This window comes from Acidobacteriota bacterium (assembly GCA_016713675.1).
GTDB lineage: Bacteria > Acidobacteriota > Blastocatellia > Pyrinomonadales > Pyrinomonadaceae > OLB17.
On the sequence record JADJOS010000001.1, the window covers coordinates 2,763,041 to 2,778,317 of the forward strand.

Here is a 15,277-nt window from a genome sequence, read left to right on the forward strand (position 1 = left end):
ACATATTACATACACCATATAAAATGAGAAGCGACATGACACGAGACAACAAGATCAATTTTGGCGGTAGTTTTGCGATCGACACGACTTTTGTGTTGTTTTTTCTGACACTGGAATTAGGACGCAGCGCGAGCGTCTTCGGGTTTGACACGCTTTTGCTGTCGATCACGACGATGATGATGCTGGTCCTGCCTTATTTCTTGCCGTCAGGTGCTGAACCGCCGGCATTTGCTCCTTGGCTCGCGTTTCGTGGGCTGATCGCAGCAGTTGGTGTGGGGTTGGGCGTGATGCTTCCGTTGTCGTTGGGCTTTATGCCGATGACCTTTTTGATCATCGCGGCTATGATCAGCTGTTACGTTCAGTTTTATTCGCTTTTCAAACTCCGTCTGGCAAAATAGGCAAAAGGCGCCAGCCGCGAGAAAACAAAGATCCGCGTATGTTTCGGGAACATACGCGGATTTTTTTTGACTGTTCTATATAACATATGTTATACGAATATTGGTTTGTGAGGAAATACATTATGACTGCAACCTTAAAAATAACTACTGTCGGTAATTCGGTAGGTGTGATCCTGCCAAAGGAAATCCTCTCGCGTTTACGAGTCACCAAAGGTGATTCGGTTTATGTAACTGAGACTCCAAGAGGTATCGAGATCAGCGCCTATGACGAACGTTTCGCGCGGCAAATGGAGGCCGGCGAACGAGTAATGAAGAAGCACAAAGACGTTCTCAAGAAATTGGCTGAATGATACAGGAAGTAGAATGGATAGAGATCGATGTAGTCTTTGCCTACCATAATCGGCAGATCGCCGAACATGGAGGAACCGAAGGGTTGCGCGACGAAGGGCTCTTGCTCTCGGCATTGGCACGTCCACAGAACCTCAACGCGTATGGCGAAAACGTAGATATTGCTGCGTTAGCGGCAAGCTATGCGTATGGTATTGCAAAAAACCACCCGTTTCTCGACGGCAATAAGAGAACGGCTTTGGTCGTTTCCGTCGCGTTTCTAAATCTCAACGGTTTTGATTTCGATGTAGAGCCGGCAGAAACGTACCGGCAGTTCTACGATCTCGCTCAAGGAACACTCTCAGAAGAAAATCTCGCCGACTGGTATCGGAAAACGATCTATGCAATTGTCGTCGAGTAACGAACTTATACGGCGGCGACAACTTCTTCATTGACGTTGATCGCGCCGCTGATAATTTGAACCTGCCGCACAAGCTCAACATACTGATCCAGCGTCAACGCCTGGGCACCATCGCACAAGGCTTCTTCCGGCTTTGGATGGACCTCGATTATCAGTCCGTCCGCGCCGACTGCGACGGCTGCACGAGCTAGCGGTGTGACCATATAATTGCGGCCGGTGCCGTGCGAAGGATCGACAATGATCGGCAAGTGCGTAATGCGATGCACTGCCGGCACTATCGAAAGGTCCATCGTGTTTCGGGCATGATCGGCGAACGTGCGAATACCGCGTTCGCACAGTATGACGTCACGATTTCCCTCGGCCATGATATATTCTGCGGCGAGCAAAAACTCGCCGAGTGTTGCCGACAGGCCGCGTTTCAGCAGCACGGGGGTTTGGGTCTTGCCGACATATTTAAGCAGTGAGAAATTCTGCATATTACGTGCGCCGATCTGGATGCAGTCGCCGTATTTTACGACAGCATCGACGCCCGCCTCATCCATCGCCTCGGTAACAATATTTAGGCCAAATTGCTCTCTAACCTCAGCGAGCATCTTCAGACCATCTTCGCCCATTCCCTGAAAAGCGTATGGCGAAGTGCGCGGCTTATACGCTCCGCCCCGAAAGAACTTCGCTCCGCTCTTGGCGACCGTTTCGGCCGCGGCAAAGAGCTGTTCGCGGCTTTCGATCGCACACGGGCCGGCGATCAATGCAAGTTCGCTCCCGCCGATCGTTCCGGTTCCGACCTTGATGACAGATCGCTCGGGCCGCAGATCTTTTGAGATCAGTTTGTAAGGCTGTGTGACGCGGATCGCCTGCGAGACTCCGGGCAAATTTTCGAAATGTGCCGGATCGACCGAACCCTTATTGCCGGTAATGCCGATCGCGGTACGCGTTTCGCCGGGCAAAGGATAGCCTCGATAGCCGAGAGCCTCTATCGCGTTAAGTACCATTTCTATTTCCGACGCCGTAGCCCCGGGTTTCATAACGATCAGCATAGATTGATTATTCCACTACAAATACAAAACTTAAACTCTAGTTTTCGCGGCCGCCATTTGCAAATCAGGTCGTTCCCCCTTCCTTACATCTTCTCAGGGACTTCGATTCCCAACGTATCCAGAGCCGAGGTAAGGGAACGACGCGCAATGTCTGCCGTAACGATCAAAACCGCTCGCTTAACGTCGTCCGGTTCGATCAAGATCTTGTGGTTGTGGTAGAAAAGATTGAACGCTTTGGCGAGTTGGAATGTGTATTTTGCGAGTATTGCCGGCTCGGTCTGCTTCGCAGCCTGTTCGACCGTTTCTTCGAGACGGGCCGCGAGGACGACCATAGACCAGATGTCGGTACCGGTCTCTGATGCAAGCAATTCGAGCGTTGCTCCGGTTTCGCTGAGGCGATCGCGGCAATCTTCGAGCGTTTCGCCTTTTTCTTCGAGTTTTCGGAAGATCGAATTTGCACGAACTGCCGAGTATTGGCAAAAGCAACCCGTCTCGCCCTCAAATGACAACGCTTCTTTGAAATCGAACACGATCACCGTATTTCGCGTGAATTTCAGCAGAAAGTAACGCAAGGCTCCGACAGCCAGTTGATGCGCGATCTTGCGCTTTAATTCGTCTGACGATTCCGCGTGCCGCGATTCGACCTCGGCGAGAGCGTTCGTTTCGAGCCGGTCGATCAGGTCGTCGGCCTTTACGCCGAGGCCCTTACGGCCGCTCATCTCGATGAAGGGTTTTTTGCGGTCGTCGTCCGAAAGCTTGAATCCAAGCTCCTCGGCGGCCGCCGGCGAGAGAGCGACCATTTCGTACGAGAGATGAATACTCGCCTTTTCGCCTCGTTCCGGCGAGATCGCCGCGACGCCTTTTCGGACAATGTCCTGCGGGTATGACTGCCGCGAATCGATCACGTTGTAGATCGTCTCGCCGTGGCCGAATACCGGCAGGCTGGCAGCCTGCGTTCCAGCGTCGGCGGTCGTGATCCAAACATCGTGGCCGTTCGCGTATTTGTGGAAGTATTTGTAATTAAAATCAAGGCCGAGGATCCCGAGTTTCCACATCTGATAGGCGATGTCCTTGCCTGTATAAGTGACTGTGCCGTTTGACCTTACGAGGATCTTGTCGTTTTCGTGTTCTTCGGTTCCGGTGTGCTCTTCGAATGGCATTACCCAACATCCGGCCTGTTTGCCTTCGTTCTCGTAACGGATAACGCCTAGCTGTTTCATTTGCTCGAACGCACGATCCCAAAAGTGCAGATGCAGGATCTCAGATTCACGCGGCAGCAGATCGTATCGGATCGAGAGGCGTTCCATCGTGTCGAGAATGCACTCAACATTGCGGGTCGCGACAAAATCCGCAAGCTCTGCAGTATCGTTTCCGCCTTCCTCGATCAGATGCAAAACCTCGGCACGTTTTTCTTTGAGTGCTTCGTTAGTTTGATATTCAACACCCACCTTTGTGTAAAGGTCCCAGCAATAATAATCGAACGTCTTTCCCGCGGCCCTGAGTTCGGAATCGAGCGACTTGATAGCCGGTAAGTCCCTATTTTCCAGATAGATGAATCCGACAACCACATCTGCTACTTGAACTCCGGTATTGTCGATGTAATTTTGGACCTCGACGCGTTTTCCGGTCGCTTTCAGGATCCGTTGAAACGTATCGCCAAGCACCGAATTGCGAACGTGGCCGATGTGTGCGGACTTGTTCGGGTTGACCGATGTGTGCTCGACGCAGACCTTCAGGGCATCGGGCAGATGCGATGCACCGGCATTCGGCAAAGGTTCGGCCAAGGCGTTTGCCGCCAAAAATCGCGAACGATCAAAAAAGACGTTTAGGTACCCTGCTCCCGCCACCTCGACATGGCCAACGAAATCGACTTTTTCGAGTGCGGATCTCAATGTCTCGGCTATTTCACGCGGATTTTTCTTTTCGCCGGTCGCTTGTTTGATCTGTTTTGCAAGTTCGAATGCAACAGGGAATGCGATGTCGCCAAGCTCGGTCTTTGGCGGCGTTTCGGCCGTAACAGAGGCTAATTCGATATTGAATTGCTGCAGAGCAGTCACGCGAACGGCCTCGCGAAGGGTCTCTTGTATCTCGATCAAGGTCATAATGGCTATATAACGCAGTAGCAAATAAAAGAGTAAGTATAGACGTTGTGTGTTAATTTTGCCAAAATCTCATATTTTCCCGATCGCTCCTTCCTTTCCAAACTTTGCGTTCTTGGCGTCTTTAAGTGAGATCTGATTGCAGCGGTTAAGGAATATCCACGAAAGACGAGAGGCCGCGAAGTAAGACAAAAGAAGTCAGGGAGCTCGTACAGACCGGCGATTTTTCCCTTTTTACACCAAAACCGCTAGAATCATATCTTTATGCGAACATTGTATTTTGATTGTTTTGCAGGTGCGAGCGGGAACATGATCCTCGGAGCTTTGGCGGCACTTGGTATTGACCGCGACAGGCTCGTTTCGGATTTGAAGAAACTTGATATCGTCGAATTTGAGCTGGTTTTTACGGATGTTGACCGATCAGGCATATTGGCGACGCATCTGGACGTAAAAGTCCCGCATGAGCACGTTCACAGGCATTTGCATCATATCGAAGCGATTATCGGCAATTCGACGCTAGCAGAATCGGTCAGATCGCGTGCGATCGCTATATTCACAAGGCTGGCGGAGGCTGAGGCAAAGATCCACGGCATCGACTTGAATAAGGTCCATTTTCACGAGGTCGGAGCGATGGACGCCATCGTCGACGTTGTCGGGGCTTGCATCGCATTCGATATGCTGGGCATCGAACGGTTTGTATGTTCGAAAATACACGTCGGCAGCGGATTTGCCGAGATGGCACACGGCAAATTCCCGGTTCCGCCGCCGGCAGTGGCAGAGCTTTTGACCGGCATTCCAATATATTCGACTGAGATCGAAGGGGAACTGATAACACCAACAGGTGCGGCGATAATATCAACCCTGTGTGATAGTTACGGTACAATTCCTGAGATGATGGTTGAGCAGTCTGCGTACGGAGCGGGAACCCGACAGTACGAGAAATTCCCAAATGTTCTGCGGTTGATCCTCGGTCGAAGTGAGGGGAGCGAAAAGCCCTTAACGAACCTCGAACAATTGACGCTGATTGAGACGAATATCGATGATGTTTCGCCGCAGATACTTGGTTTTGTGATGGAGCGATCTTTCGAACTCGGTGCTCTTGATTGCTGGTTCACGCCGATCCAAATGAAGAAAAATCGCCCCGCGACGATGATCTCGATGCTCTGTCAGGCAGATAAAAAGGACGTTCTAACACAATTGCTCTACACCGAGACAACTACGATCGGTGTACGTTTCAAAATCGTTGAGAGAGAATGTCTCGACCGCGAAATAGTAACGGTTTCGACCGAATTCGGCGAGATTGATGTAAAGATCGCGAAGTTGGACGGTAAGATCGTCAATTCAATGCCGGAATACGAACACGTCAGACTTTCGGCCATTAAGAACAGTGTGCCGTTCAAGATGGTTCGCGAAGCTGCTTTGGCAAAACTCACAGAAAATGAAATGGCGAACGCGGCAAATGCGTAGGATATTATGGCGAATAAGACAAAAAGAAAGGTCGATCTCCAAAAGATCGCTGACGGCGTCCGGCTGATGCTCGAGGGCATGGGCGAAGATCCGGATCGCGAAGGGCTGCAGAAAACGCCAGATCGCGTTGCGGATTTTTATGCCGAACTGACCGAGGGAATGTGGACCGACGCGAGCGAACATATCGTTCCGCTGCCGGGCGATTCGCACGACGAGATGGTGATCGTCAAGGATATTTCGATCGCGTCGGTCTGCGAACACCACCTCGCTCCGTTCACCGGAAAGTGCCATATCGCCTATATTCCAAAGGGCGGCCGCATCGTCGGGTTTGTCAAAACTCGCCCGCATCGCGGAGGTATTCGCTCGTCGCCTCCAAGTCCAGGAACGCCTGACGCAGCAGATCGCGCAAACGCTCTACGACAACCTCGATCCGATCGGCGTAATGGTCGTGATCGAGGCCGAACATACGTGCATGACGCTCCGCGGTGTGAAAAAACCGGGAGCAGTGACTATAACGTCGGCGGTTCTCGGCGGATTTAGAACAGACTCGCGAACACGAGCTGAAGCAATGTCACTAATCAAGGGATAGAGGATCAATGAAAAGAATAACTGCCGTATTTCTAACACTTACGTTTATTTCATCTTTGGCGTTCGCTCAGGACCGCACCGCGAGTTTTGATGCGAACAAGATGCGCTCACGCGTCAAACGTCTCTCGGCCGACGATTTCGAAGGCCGCGGGCCCGGTACCGACGGCGGCAAACGTGCGGCACAGTACATCGCCGACGAGATGAAAGCGGGCGGCATCAAACCCGCGAACGGCAAAAGCTATTTTCAAAACGTAAAGCTTGTCGGTGTTAAGGCGGACCCGAATACGAAACTTGAGGTTTCAAAGGGCCCGGCAACCGCTTCGTACAAATTCGGCGATGAATTTGTCGCGACGACAAGTGCCCAAATGGCGGATGTCTCGGTCGACAGCGAAGTGGTCTTTGTCGGCTATGGCGTTGATGCACCGCAGTATAACTGGAACGATTACAGCGGTTCGCCTGACGATTACAAGGGTAAGATCCTGATGATCATGGTCAACGATCCGCCCGCAACGGCCGATGAGCCGAACCTTTTTGGCGGAAAAGCACTAACATATTACGGCCGCTGGACCTACAAATACGAAGAGGCCGCCCGCCGCGGTGCAGCCGGAGTGATACTCATCCACACGAACGAATCCGCCGGTTACGGATGGAATGTTGTTCGGACTTCGAACGGTAATTGGCGATATGAGATAGCCCGCACAGCTGGCGACAAAACGCCGTTTCTCAAGGTGAAATCGTGGATGACCAATGAGGCTGCATCCCGAATGCTGAAACTCGCCGGGCTCAACATCGAGCAGCTTCGCGGCAGCGCGGTGAAACGAGGGTTCAAGCCCGTAAAGACGGGGCTCAACGTCAAACTTAACCTGAAGAGTGAATTCAAGACATTCGATTCGCCAAATGTCGCCGGATTGATCGAAGGCAGCGATCCGAAGCTTAAGAAGGAGTATGTTGTGTTCTCGGGCCATTGGGACCACCTCGGCATCGGCGAGGCTGATGCGACCGGCGACAAGATCTATAACGGCGCTTACGATAACGCTTCGGGGATCGCGGCGATCCTCGGCATTGGAGATGTGATCGCGAAAATGCCGAAAAAGCAGCGGCCAAAACGCTCGACCGTCTTCTTTTTCCCGACAGCCGAAGAACAAGGCCTCTTAGGCGCTGAGTATTTTGCCGCAAACCCGCTGTTCTCGCTGAATAAGATCGCGGGAAACGTCAACATTGACGGTGTTAATTTCTTTGGAAAGACTAAGGATTTCTCGGCTCTCGGAGCCGAACGGTCGTCGCTCGGCATATTTGTCGATGAGGTCGCGGCTGAACGAAAAATGACGGTCGAGGGCGACATGCGGCCTGAGCAAGGCTTCTTTTTCCGTTCAGATCACTTTCCGTTTGCCAAGGTCGGCGTTCCCGCGATCTCGCTGCGGCATGGTGACGATTTCGTCACGCCTCTGACGGGCGAAGCACTGAATTTCTTCAGCAATTACACAGCCAAATATTATCATCAGCCATCTGACCAGTATTACGATTGGTGGGACGCCGCGTCGATGGTCCAAAACGCCGAACTCGGCCTCGCGATCGCCCTCAAGATCGCAAATTCGCCGACTGTGCCGCGTTACAAGGACACGGACGAGTTCTCATCGGCAGATAAGAAGCGGTTTGGGAAATAAGCGTAGGAATAAATGAACAATACTTTCTACATCACTACGCCGATCTATTACGCGAACAGTTTGCCGCATTTGGGGCATTTGTACACGACGATCGTCGCGGACGCTATCCGTCGGCATAAGCGGCAGCGTGGGTTCGATACCTATTTTTTGACCGGAACGGACGAGCATGGAATAAACATCCAGCGAGCGGCGGAAAAGAATGGGCGAACACCTAAAGAGCAGGTCGATCTGATCGCGGGCGAATTGAAACGGATGTTCCACGATTTTCGGCTTGACGGGGAAAATGGCGGATACGACATCTTCATGCGGACGACCGAGCCGTTTCATTACGAAGGCGTCCAACATCTGTGGCGTGAGATCGCCAAAAACAAGACGCCGAAAGGGAACGACACGATCTACAAAGGCTTTTACGAAGGCTGGTTTTGCGGACCATGTGCAGAGTTCAAAGGGGAAGCTGACCGAACGTTGGAAAGTCCAACACTTTGAAACCAGAGGGAGAATTATTTCCGAGTTGAACCTGGCTGTAGAGCGAGGATTGGTGAAACCGGCTGAAGCCAGTCTTTTCGCCGACTGGCTTGAGAGTTCCGTCAGTGAAGATTGATCCGGTCGAGGACGCGCAGGCGCCAGCGTGTGATCGACCATGATACTCCACGGTGTCTGATTCATTCGACTCCTCTGACCTTGTCCTCGAGGACAGCTATTATTTTCGTCTCTCTGACTATGACGACTTTCTGATCGAGGTAATTGAGAATTCGCCTGGACTCTTACGACCAGAGGGAAGAAAGAACGAGGTCATTTCGTTCGTTAGAAGCGGCCTGCAGGATCTATCGATCAGCCGTATGAAGGATTCCGTTTCGTGGGGCGTTCCGGTGCCGGATGACGATGAACACGTGATGTACGTCTGGCTCGACGCGCTTTCAAATTACATAACGGCGATCGGTTACGGCAATTCTGCAAAGGCCTCGGTCGGGTTTGAGAAATACTGGCAAAATGTGACGCATCTCGTAGGCAAGGACATCCTGCGATTTCACACGGTCTATTGGTTCTCGTTCCTGGCCGCGGCCGGATTGCCTCTGCCTAAGACAGTTTACGCTCACGGAATGTGGCTCGACGCCGATGGCCGAAAGATGGGAAAGACGATCGGCAACGTGATCGAGGTCGATGTGCTGCACGAGCATTTTCAGGTCGATGCACTGCGTTACTTTGTGCTGCGCGAGATGGTTTTTGGGCAGGACGGAAAATTCGGCTACGAAAATCTGATCGAGCGTGCAAATGCCGATCTCGCCAGCGGCCTCGGCAATCTCGCCAGCCGTACATTCTCGATGATAACCAAATACCGCGAAGGCCTCGTCCCAAACGGCAAGATCGCTGAGGAAAATTATCTACAGGCACGCCGTGCGGGTATCGACCCGGACGGCCAGGACCTCGTTTCGGTGATCGAGCACGCCCGCGACGAATTTTTGCGGCGGTTCGACAATTTCGAATTCAGCCAAGGTCTGGAAACTATCTGGACGGTCATCGCACGCGTTGACAAGCTGATTTCCGACTCAAAACCGTGGGAGCTGATCAAAGACGAAAAACAAGCCGAGACGCTAAACGCCGTGCTCTATCGAGCGAGCGAAACGCTGCGATGGCTGTGCGTTCTGCTCTATCCGGTTATGCCCGAGTCGGCAAAAAATATCTACAGCCAGATCGGCCTCAGCGAAGACATCGCCACGCTCGATCCTGCAAACCTAAAATGGGGCGAACTCGCCACCGGAACAAAGATCGGCGAAACGATCGGTGTTTTCCCAAGAATTGATAAGAACAAAGTTATGAATGAAATTGCAGAGAAGTCGGAAGCCAGAAGTCAGGAGTCAGAACCGGAAGCGGTAGCGACTGGGTCGCCCGTCGCGGTCGAACAAGTAGAAGCCGAAGTCGATAACTTCATCACCATTGATGATTTTCTCAAGGTCGAATTGAAGGTCGGCGAGATCAAGGTCGCCGAACGCATCCCGAACGCCGACAAACTCCTCCGTTTCGAGATCGATCTCGGCGAACCCGAATACCGCCAGATACTCGCCGGCCTCGCGGAATACTACGAGCCCGAGACCCTCATCGGCCGCAAAGTCGTCGTCGTCGCCAACCTAAAACCTCGCAAAATGCGAGGCCTGGAATCCCAAGGCATGATCTGCGCCGCCAGCCTCGAAGACGGAACTGGCGAAAAGCCGGCTCTTGCGGCGTTTATCGAGAATGTGGATATTGGAGCGAGGTTAAAATAGTATGCGTTTCGTGCATTTTGCTGCGATCGGTGTGTTGCTATTTTCGATGACCGCGTTTTCGCAAGGGCCGCCGCCGCTCGTCGCGGCACCAAAGAGCACGCCTTCGCCCAAGCCAACGCCTGCCGATAAGACCGAGCGAACCGAGGCGGAGATCCAATCAGACATAGCTCGTAGCCTCGAGAAACCAGTAAAGTGGAGGCCGCACGTCCTTTCTAATTTTGATATTGACGTAGAACTCCCACGAGAACCTGTCAGGCAAGCTGAGACCTTTTATGATGAAGGTGTTGGAAATTCTCGTCTTGAGATGTACATAAGCGTTGGCGACGAAGCGTCCTATGTCGTGGGTCGATTGGGACTTCCATATTCTGTCGAGGACGAAACGCTGCTTCGGGAAATATACACAGAGGCTGCAAGCGGATTTGCGGAGGATTCGTCAGAAAAATTTGAGGTTGTTGCCGACTTTCGTTTTGAAGGAAAACTTGGTGTAGAAATGGCAACTGTTCCGAAGGATGCCGCATATCTGCCAACGCGACTGAGGTGTTTTGTTTTCGATCGAGCTATATATATTTTGGTATCGATGCCACTGAACGAGGTCGGAAAAGACAGCCCGCCCTCAAAACCTTCATTCGCGAACGGGCAAGCTGATGAGAAGCGATTTTTTTCTTCGGTCCTTCTCAAGAGAAAGCCAGTTGCTATTCAAACTCCGTCGTCATCCCCACTTTTTGAGAGCACATTCGTCAACGGCATTTTCAAGAGCAAATATTTTGGATTTTCTATTTTACTGCCGGAAAAATGGCTCAAGGTCAGTGATGAGGACATGGATGGCGTTAGAAAGGTAGGCATGGACATTGTTTCAGCTAACTCAGACCGAGGCCTAGCCCTTCCGAAATCCAGACAGAATTTGGCATCATTTGTTTCAAAGCCGCTTGGTAGTGATGGTAACGCGATGATCGCTCTCAATCTGGGAGTAAAGGGCAATTCAATTGAAGAGGCCCGCAAGCTTGCCGAAACAGTCGAAACCATAGTTTCCAAAATAACAATCTACGAAGTGACTAAGAAACCGGCCTTGGCGAAACTTGGAGCAGTTTCTGTTTACACTCTTGAAACAAAGATAAAGCTGGGCGAACTATATCAGTATCAAGCGATTTTTATCTTTCCAAGAAATAATCATATTCTGTCCATTACACTGACCTATTTCGACGAGCGAGATCGAAAAAAAGCCATCGATGCGCTGGAGAAAATTAATTTTGATGCTCTCCCGAGTCCATAGTCAGTTAACAATAAATGAACCTAATAGATTCCCACTGTCACATAGACGGCGAGCAGTTTGATGCGGATCGCGACGAAGTTGTTGAGCGTGCTCGTGCTCATGGCGTGGCCGCGATGCTGAACATCGGGACTGGCGATCCTCACTCGGACGATTTTCGGCGGGCGGTGGCGGTTGCAGAGAAATATGATGATGTCTACGCGTCGGTCGGCGTTCATCCGCATGATGCGAAGCTGTATGACGACAAAGCTGAAAACCACCTCGTTGAACTCGTAAGATCCAGTAAAAAAGTGATCGCGTGGGGCGAGATCGGACTTGATTATTACTATGACCATAGCCCTCGCGATGTGCAGCGTGATGTCTTTCGACGCCAGATCCGGACGGCGAGGGAACTTGATCTGCCGATTATCATTCACAGCCGCGATGCGGACGACGAGACCGTTGAGATCCTGACCCAAGAATGCTCGTATAATGGGTTTCGCGGGATCATGCATTGCTTTGGCGGCACCGCGTCGATGGCCGAGGCGCTGATGAAGATCGGGTTTCTGATATCGTTTGCCGGAAACGTCACGTTCAAAAAGGCCGAAAATCTTCGTGACGCCGCCAGAGTTGTGCCGCTCGACCGTTTGCTGATCGAGACCGATTGTCCGTTCCTCACGCCGGTTCCATTTCGCGGCAAGCGCAACGAGCCGAGCTATGTGGTTCACACTGCCAATTTTCTTGCGGGATTTTACTCGATCGATGTCAACGAACTCGCGGAGGCAACCACTTCGAATTTCATGAATATCTTCCGACTTGACGGAATAACCGCTTAGAAAATGGGTGCGATCGAACCAAAATCGGTTAGAATTAAAGAGTAGGGCATATAAAATACATCGGTTTTTCCATTGCGCGCGCTGAGTGTCGAAAAATGGGACACCTTGGAAACCAAAGAACATAAGATCATGGCAAAAGAAAATACATTTGATATCGTCTCGAAAACAGACTACGCGGAGCTGAATAACGCTTTGAATCAGACCTCGAAAGAGATCTCGCAGCGGTTCGATTTTAAGGGCAGCAAGGCGGCGGTCGAACTAAAGGACAAGGATCTCATCATGACTGCCGAGGACGAAACGCGTCTTCGCAACATGAACGACATCCTCCAAAGCAAACTTCTCAAACGAGGCATCTCGCTCAAGGCTCTCGATTATCAGACCATTGAGGCCGCCGCCGGCGGCACCGTTCGACAGCTCGTCAAGGTTCAGCAGGGAATCCCGATCGAAAAGGCCAAAGAGGTCGTTCGCTACATCAAAGACAACAAATTCAAGGTCCAACCCTCGATCCAGGGCGAAACCGTCCGAGTCTCAGGCAAAGACCGCGATACGCTCCAGGATGTCATCGCAAAGCTAAAGGCCCACGATTTTGGCATCGATATGACGTTTGATAATTTTAGGAGTAACTAGCTATGACTAGAGATTTTAATATTCTCATTGAGGAAGATGAGGACGGCATGTTGGTCGCATCTGTTCCCGAACTTCATGGCTGCCACACGCAGGCTCGCTCGCTTGACGAGTTAATGGTTCGTATTAAAGAAGCGATCGAACTTTGTCTGGAGGTTGAAAAACTTCAGACTCCTACGCCGAGATTTGTCGGATTTCAACGAATGTCGGTTGAAGTATGACAAACGTTCCGACAATCGATGGGAAACGACTCCTAAAAATTCTTCGGAAGCGAGGTTTCGAGGTAATTAGAATCGAAGGCAGCCATCACTTCGTGAGACATGCCGATGGGCGGTCAACAGTGATTCCAATTCACTCAAACGAATCGATTGGCAAAGGTCTGTTTTATAAGATATTGAAAGATTGTGAGCTGACCTGGAGCGACATTGAATCTGATCTGTAGATCGATCGCTTACTTCGCCGTTAAATTAGCACCTGTGCAAACATTCGCCACATCAAAAAAAGAATTGCTCCCAAATGCCACTGCGCGCAAGATATTCGGTCTGGTGGGCGAAGAACTAGCGCTTGTTGAGGCGGAGTTTGAGCGGCAGGCTCGGTCTAATATTCAGGTAATCAATTACCTGGGCGATTATCTGCGGGCTTCGGGCGGGAAGCGTGTGCGGCCGGCGTTGTTGGTTTTGACGAATTATGGCGTCGGCGGCGAAGGCTCGGCGGACAATGTTATTCGGCTGGCGACCGTGATGGAGATGCTGCATACGGCGACGCTGGTGCATGACGACATTATTGACAACGCCGACGTGCGGCGAAATCGGGCTTCGATAAACGCGAGATTTGGCAATCAAACCGCCGTTCTTATGGGCGATTGGCTGTACATGTCGGCGTTTGAGACGGCCCTCAGAGAGCGTTCCCTTGAGATATTGGATATCTTGACGCGTCTAACGCGAAAGATGACCGAGGGCGAGCTCATCCAGATGACGATGATCGCTCGGCTTGATATTACGGTTGACGATTATTTTGACATTTTGCGGCGAAAGACGGCGTTCCTGTTCTCGGCGTGCTGCGAGATCGGTGCGATCTTGGGCGGAGCGACTCTTGAGGTGCAAAATGCTATGCGCGATTACGGGCTGAATCTCGGCATCGCGTTCCAACTTGCCGATGATATTCTCGATCTCACGTCCGACGGCGAAAGCCTCGGCAAGGCCGCCGGCGTTGACCTTTTAGAAGGCAAATTAACGCTTCCATTGATAAAGCTAGTCCAATCCGACAAATCGTTGAAGGCGGTTTTCGAAAAGATCATGTTCGACGGCGATTACACGAGTTTTCCGCGTGAAACAATTATGGATCGCCTTCGAAACGACGGTATCATTGACTCGATCACGGAGGAGGCAAACAATTTTGCCCGCCTCGCAAGAAAAAGTCTTGATGTTTTGCCGGAAACAGAGTATCGTTCTGCTTTAGAGGAGATACCCGAGTTCGTCATCCAGCGAAAAGCGTAGTTTCCGACCGATGGTTCAAAAGGCAAATCCAGCCGTAATACCAAACACATAAAGCGTCTGTTTTCAATATGTTAGACGAAAATCTTATAGGAACGCTCGAACAGAGCCTTCGACAAACACGCAACGCTCAAAACCGCCTGATGGGCCGTCTGCGCGAAGCTGAGAACGAGGTCGAATTGCTTCGTGAAGAGATCGATGCCCTCGAAAAAAGTGCATCGCAGACGGAACAGGCGATCGACAGCCTGTTGGTAACGATGCGTTCGGGAAGCCGCCGGTCGTCACCAAGTACTATGCGGATCGACGACGAGTACGAGATCAGCCAATCGACCGACAGGCCGCAGCCGTCTTTCGAACGGCCTTCGCCGATCAACCGCGAAAGTGCCCGCAGCCACGGAACTGTCGCCTATCTCAGCCAACACCGCAGCGTTCCTTCGCGTTCGACCAACATGGAGCCGCTCAGCTCGCGATTCAGCGACCGCACCATTACGCAGGCTTGCACGTTGCTTCTTCGCGAAGCCGGCCGACCGCTCCACGTCAATGAATTGTATAATCTGCTGATTTCCGGCGGGATGAAATTCAAGGGTAATAATCCTACGATCTCAGTGGCTGTTTCACTTAGTCGAAATAAGCGCTTTCGAAAGGTCGATCCCGGTACTTTTGACCTGGATATGCGGGATGTCGGTCAAAGTCGGTATATTGCCTAAAAGGTTTTTGAAAATGGACACTTAGCCCGATATTTGTTTTTCGAATATCGGGCCTTTCACTTGCAATTCAGATCAAAAAGGTCTATCTATATAGATTGATTTTCTCGCG

At 51.4% G+C, this 15,277-nt stretch carries 17 protein-coding genes and 1 pseudogene; 15 read left to right on the plus strand and 3 right to left on the minus strand.

What is annotated here, in order from left to right:
• Nucleotides 1-23: 23 nt before the first annotated feature.
• The 3 genes from IPK01_12700 (at nt 24) to IPK01_12710 (ending at nt 1,146) form a co-directional block, all read left to right on the plus strand.
• Nucleotides 24-398, plus strand: a complete 375-nt coding sequence (locus tag IPK01_12700) for a hypothetical protein (GenBank protein MBK7934320.1) — start codon at nt 24-26, stop codon at nt 396-398.
• A gap of 122 nt (nt 399-520) precedes the next feature.
• The gene (locus IPK01_12705) at nt 521-748 is read left to right on the plus strand and encodes an AbrB/MazE/SpoVT family DNA-binding domain-containing protein (GenBank protein MBK7934321.1); all 228 of its coding nucleotides are present in this window, start codon (nt 521-523) and stop codon (nt 746-748) included.
• Nucleotides 745-1,146: a type II toxin-antitoxin system death-on-curing family toxin gene (locus tag IPK01_12710; protein MBK7934322.1), complete on the plus strand. Its 402-nt coding sequence runs from the start codon at nt 745-747 to the stop codon at nt 1,144-1,146. Before IPK01_12705 ends, IPK01_12710 begins: the two co-directional genes overlap by 4 nt.
• Nucleotides 1,147-1,151: 5 nt before the next feature.
• Here IPK01_12710 and aroF read toward each other — a convergent pair whose 3' ends face one another.
• Both aroF and argS read right to left on the minus strand, forming a co-directional pair.
• Entirely contained in the window at nt 1,152-2,183 is a 1,032-nt protein-coding gene (aroF, locus tag IPK01_12715) for a 3-deoxy-7-phosphoheptulonate synthase (GenBank protein MBK7934323.1), read from the minus strand.
• 83 nt (nt 2,184-2,266) lie between these two features.
• Nucleotides 2,267-4,285 carry an arginine--tRNA ligase gene (gene argS, locus IPK01_12720; GenBank protein MBK7934324.1) on the minus strand — a complete coding sequence of 673 codons (2,019 nt, stop codon included), beginning with the start codon at nt 4,283-4,285 and terminating at the stop codon, nt 2,267-2,269.
• 261 nt (nt 4,286-4,546) lie between these two features.
• Here argS and larC point away from each other — a divergent pair, with 261 nt between their 5' ends.
• The 5 genes and pseudogenes from larC (at nt 4,547) to metG (ending at nt 10,262) form a co-directional block, all read left to right on the plus strand.
• Nucleotides 4,547-5,749, plus strand: coding sequence for a nickel pincer cofactor biosynthesis protein LarC (larC, locus tag IPK01_12725; GenBank protein MBK7934325.1), 1,203 nt, complete (start codon nt 4,547-4,549; stop codon nt 5,747-5,749).
• A gap of 6 nt (nt 5,750-5,755) precedes the next feature.
• Nucleotides 5,756-6,338: pseudogene (folE, locus tag IPK01_12730) on the plus strand (GTP cyclohydrolase I FolE).
• A gap of 7 nt (nt 6,339-6,345) precedes the next feature.
• A complete protein-coding gene (locus IPK01_12735; protein ID MBK7934326.1) occupies nt 6,346-8,001 on the plus strand; it encodes a M28 family peptidase in 1,656 nt (551 codons plus the stop codon).
• Nucleotides 8,002-8,013: 12 nt separating this feature from the next.
• Nucleotides 8,014-8,487, plus strand: coding sequence for a class I tRNA ligase family protein (locus tag IPK01_12740; GenBank protein MBK7934327.1), 474 nt, complete (start codon nt 8,014-8,016; stop codon nt 8,485-8,487).
• Between the two features lie 167 nt (nt 8,488-8,654).
• Entirely contained in the window at nt 8,655-10,262 is a 1,608-nt protein-coding gene (metG, locus tag IPK01_12745; protein ID MBK7934328.1) for a methionine--tRNA ligase subunit beta, read from the plus strand.
• On the opposite strand, the gene IPK01_12750 is transcribed toward metG, so the two are convergent.
• Nucleotides 10,254-10,427, minus strand: a complete 174-nt coding sequence (locus IPK01_12750; protein MBK7934329.1) for a hypothetical protein — start codon at nt 10,425-10,427, stop codon at nt 10,254-10,256. The genes metG and IPK01_12750 overlap by 9 nt on opposite strands.
• Nucleotides 10,428-10,611: 184 nt before the next feature.
• On the opposite strand from IPK01_12750, the gene IPK01_12755 reads away from it, so the two are divergent.
• The 7 genes from IPK01_12755 to IPK01_12785 all read left to right on the plus strand — a co-directional run bounded on the left by IPK01_12755 (nt 10,612) and on the right by IPK01_12785 (nt 15,168).
• On the plus strand, nt 10,612-11,532 hold the full coding sequence (locus IPK01_12755) for a hypothetical protein (protein MBK7934330.1): 921 nt from the start codon (nt 10,612-10,614) through the stop codon (nt 11,530-11,532).
• A gap of 14 nt (nt 11,533-11,546) precedes the next feature.
• A complete protein-coding gene (locus IPK01_12760) occupies nt 11,547-12,344 on the plus strand; it encodes a TatD family hydrolase (protein MBK7934331.1) in 798 nt (265 codons plus the stop codon).
• A 129-nt stretch (nt 12,345-12,473) separates the two neighbouring features.
• Entirely contained in the window at nt 12,474-12,971 is a 498-nt protein-coding gene (locus IPK01_12765; GenBank protein MBK7934332.1) for a YajQ family cyclic di-GMP-binding protein, read from the plus strand.
• Nucleotides 12,972-12,973: 2 nt separating this feature from the next.
• Nucleotides 12,974-13,189: a type II toxin-antitoxin system HicB family antitoxin gene (locus IPK01_12770; protein ID MBK7934333.1), complete on the plus strand. Its 216-nt coding sequence runs from the start codon at nt 12,974-12,976 to the stop codon at nt 13,187-13,189.
• Entirely contained in the window at nt 13,186-13,410 is a 225-nt protein-coding gene (locus tag IPK01_12775; protein ID MBK7934334.1) for a type II toxin-antitoxin system HicA family toxin, read from the plus strand. Before IPK01_12770 ends, IPK01_12775 begins: the two co-directional genes overlap by 4 nt.
• A gap of 34 nt (nt 13,411-13,444) precedes the next feature.
• On the plus strand, nt 13,445-14,464 hold the full coding sequence (locus tag IPK01_12780) for a polyprenyl synthetase family protein (protein ID MBK7934335.1): 1,020 nt from the start codon (nt 13,445-13,447) through the stop codon (nt 14,462-14,464).
• Nucleotides 14,465-14,532: 68 nt separating this feature from the next.
• Nucleotides 14,533-15,168: a hypothetical protein gene (locus IPK01_12785; protein ID MBK7934336.1), complete on the plus strand. Its 636-nt coding sequence runs from the start codon at nt 14,533-14,535 to the stop codon at nt 15,166-15,168.
• Nucleotides 15,169-15,277: the final 109 nt, after the last annotated feature.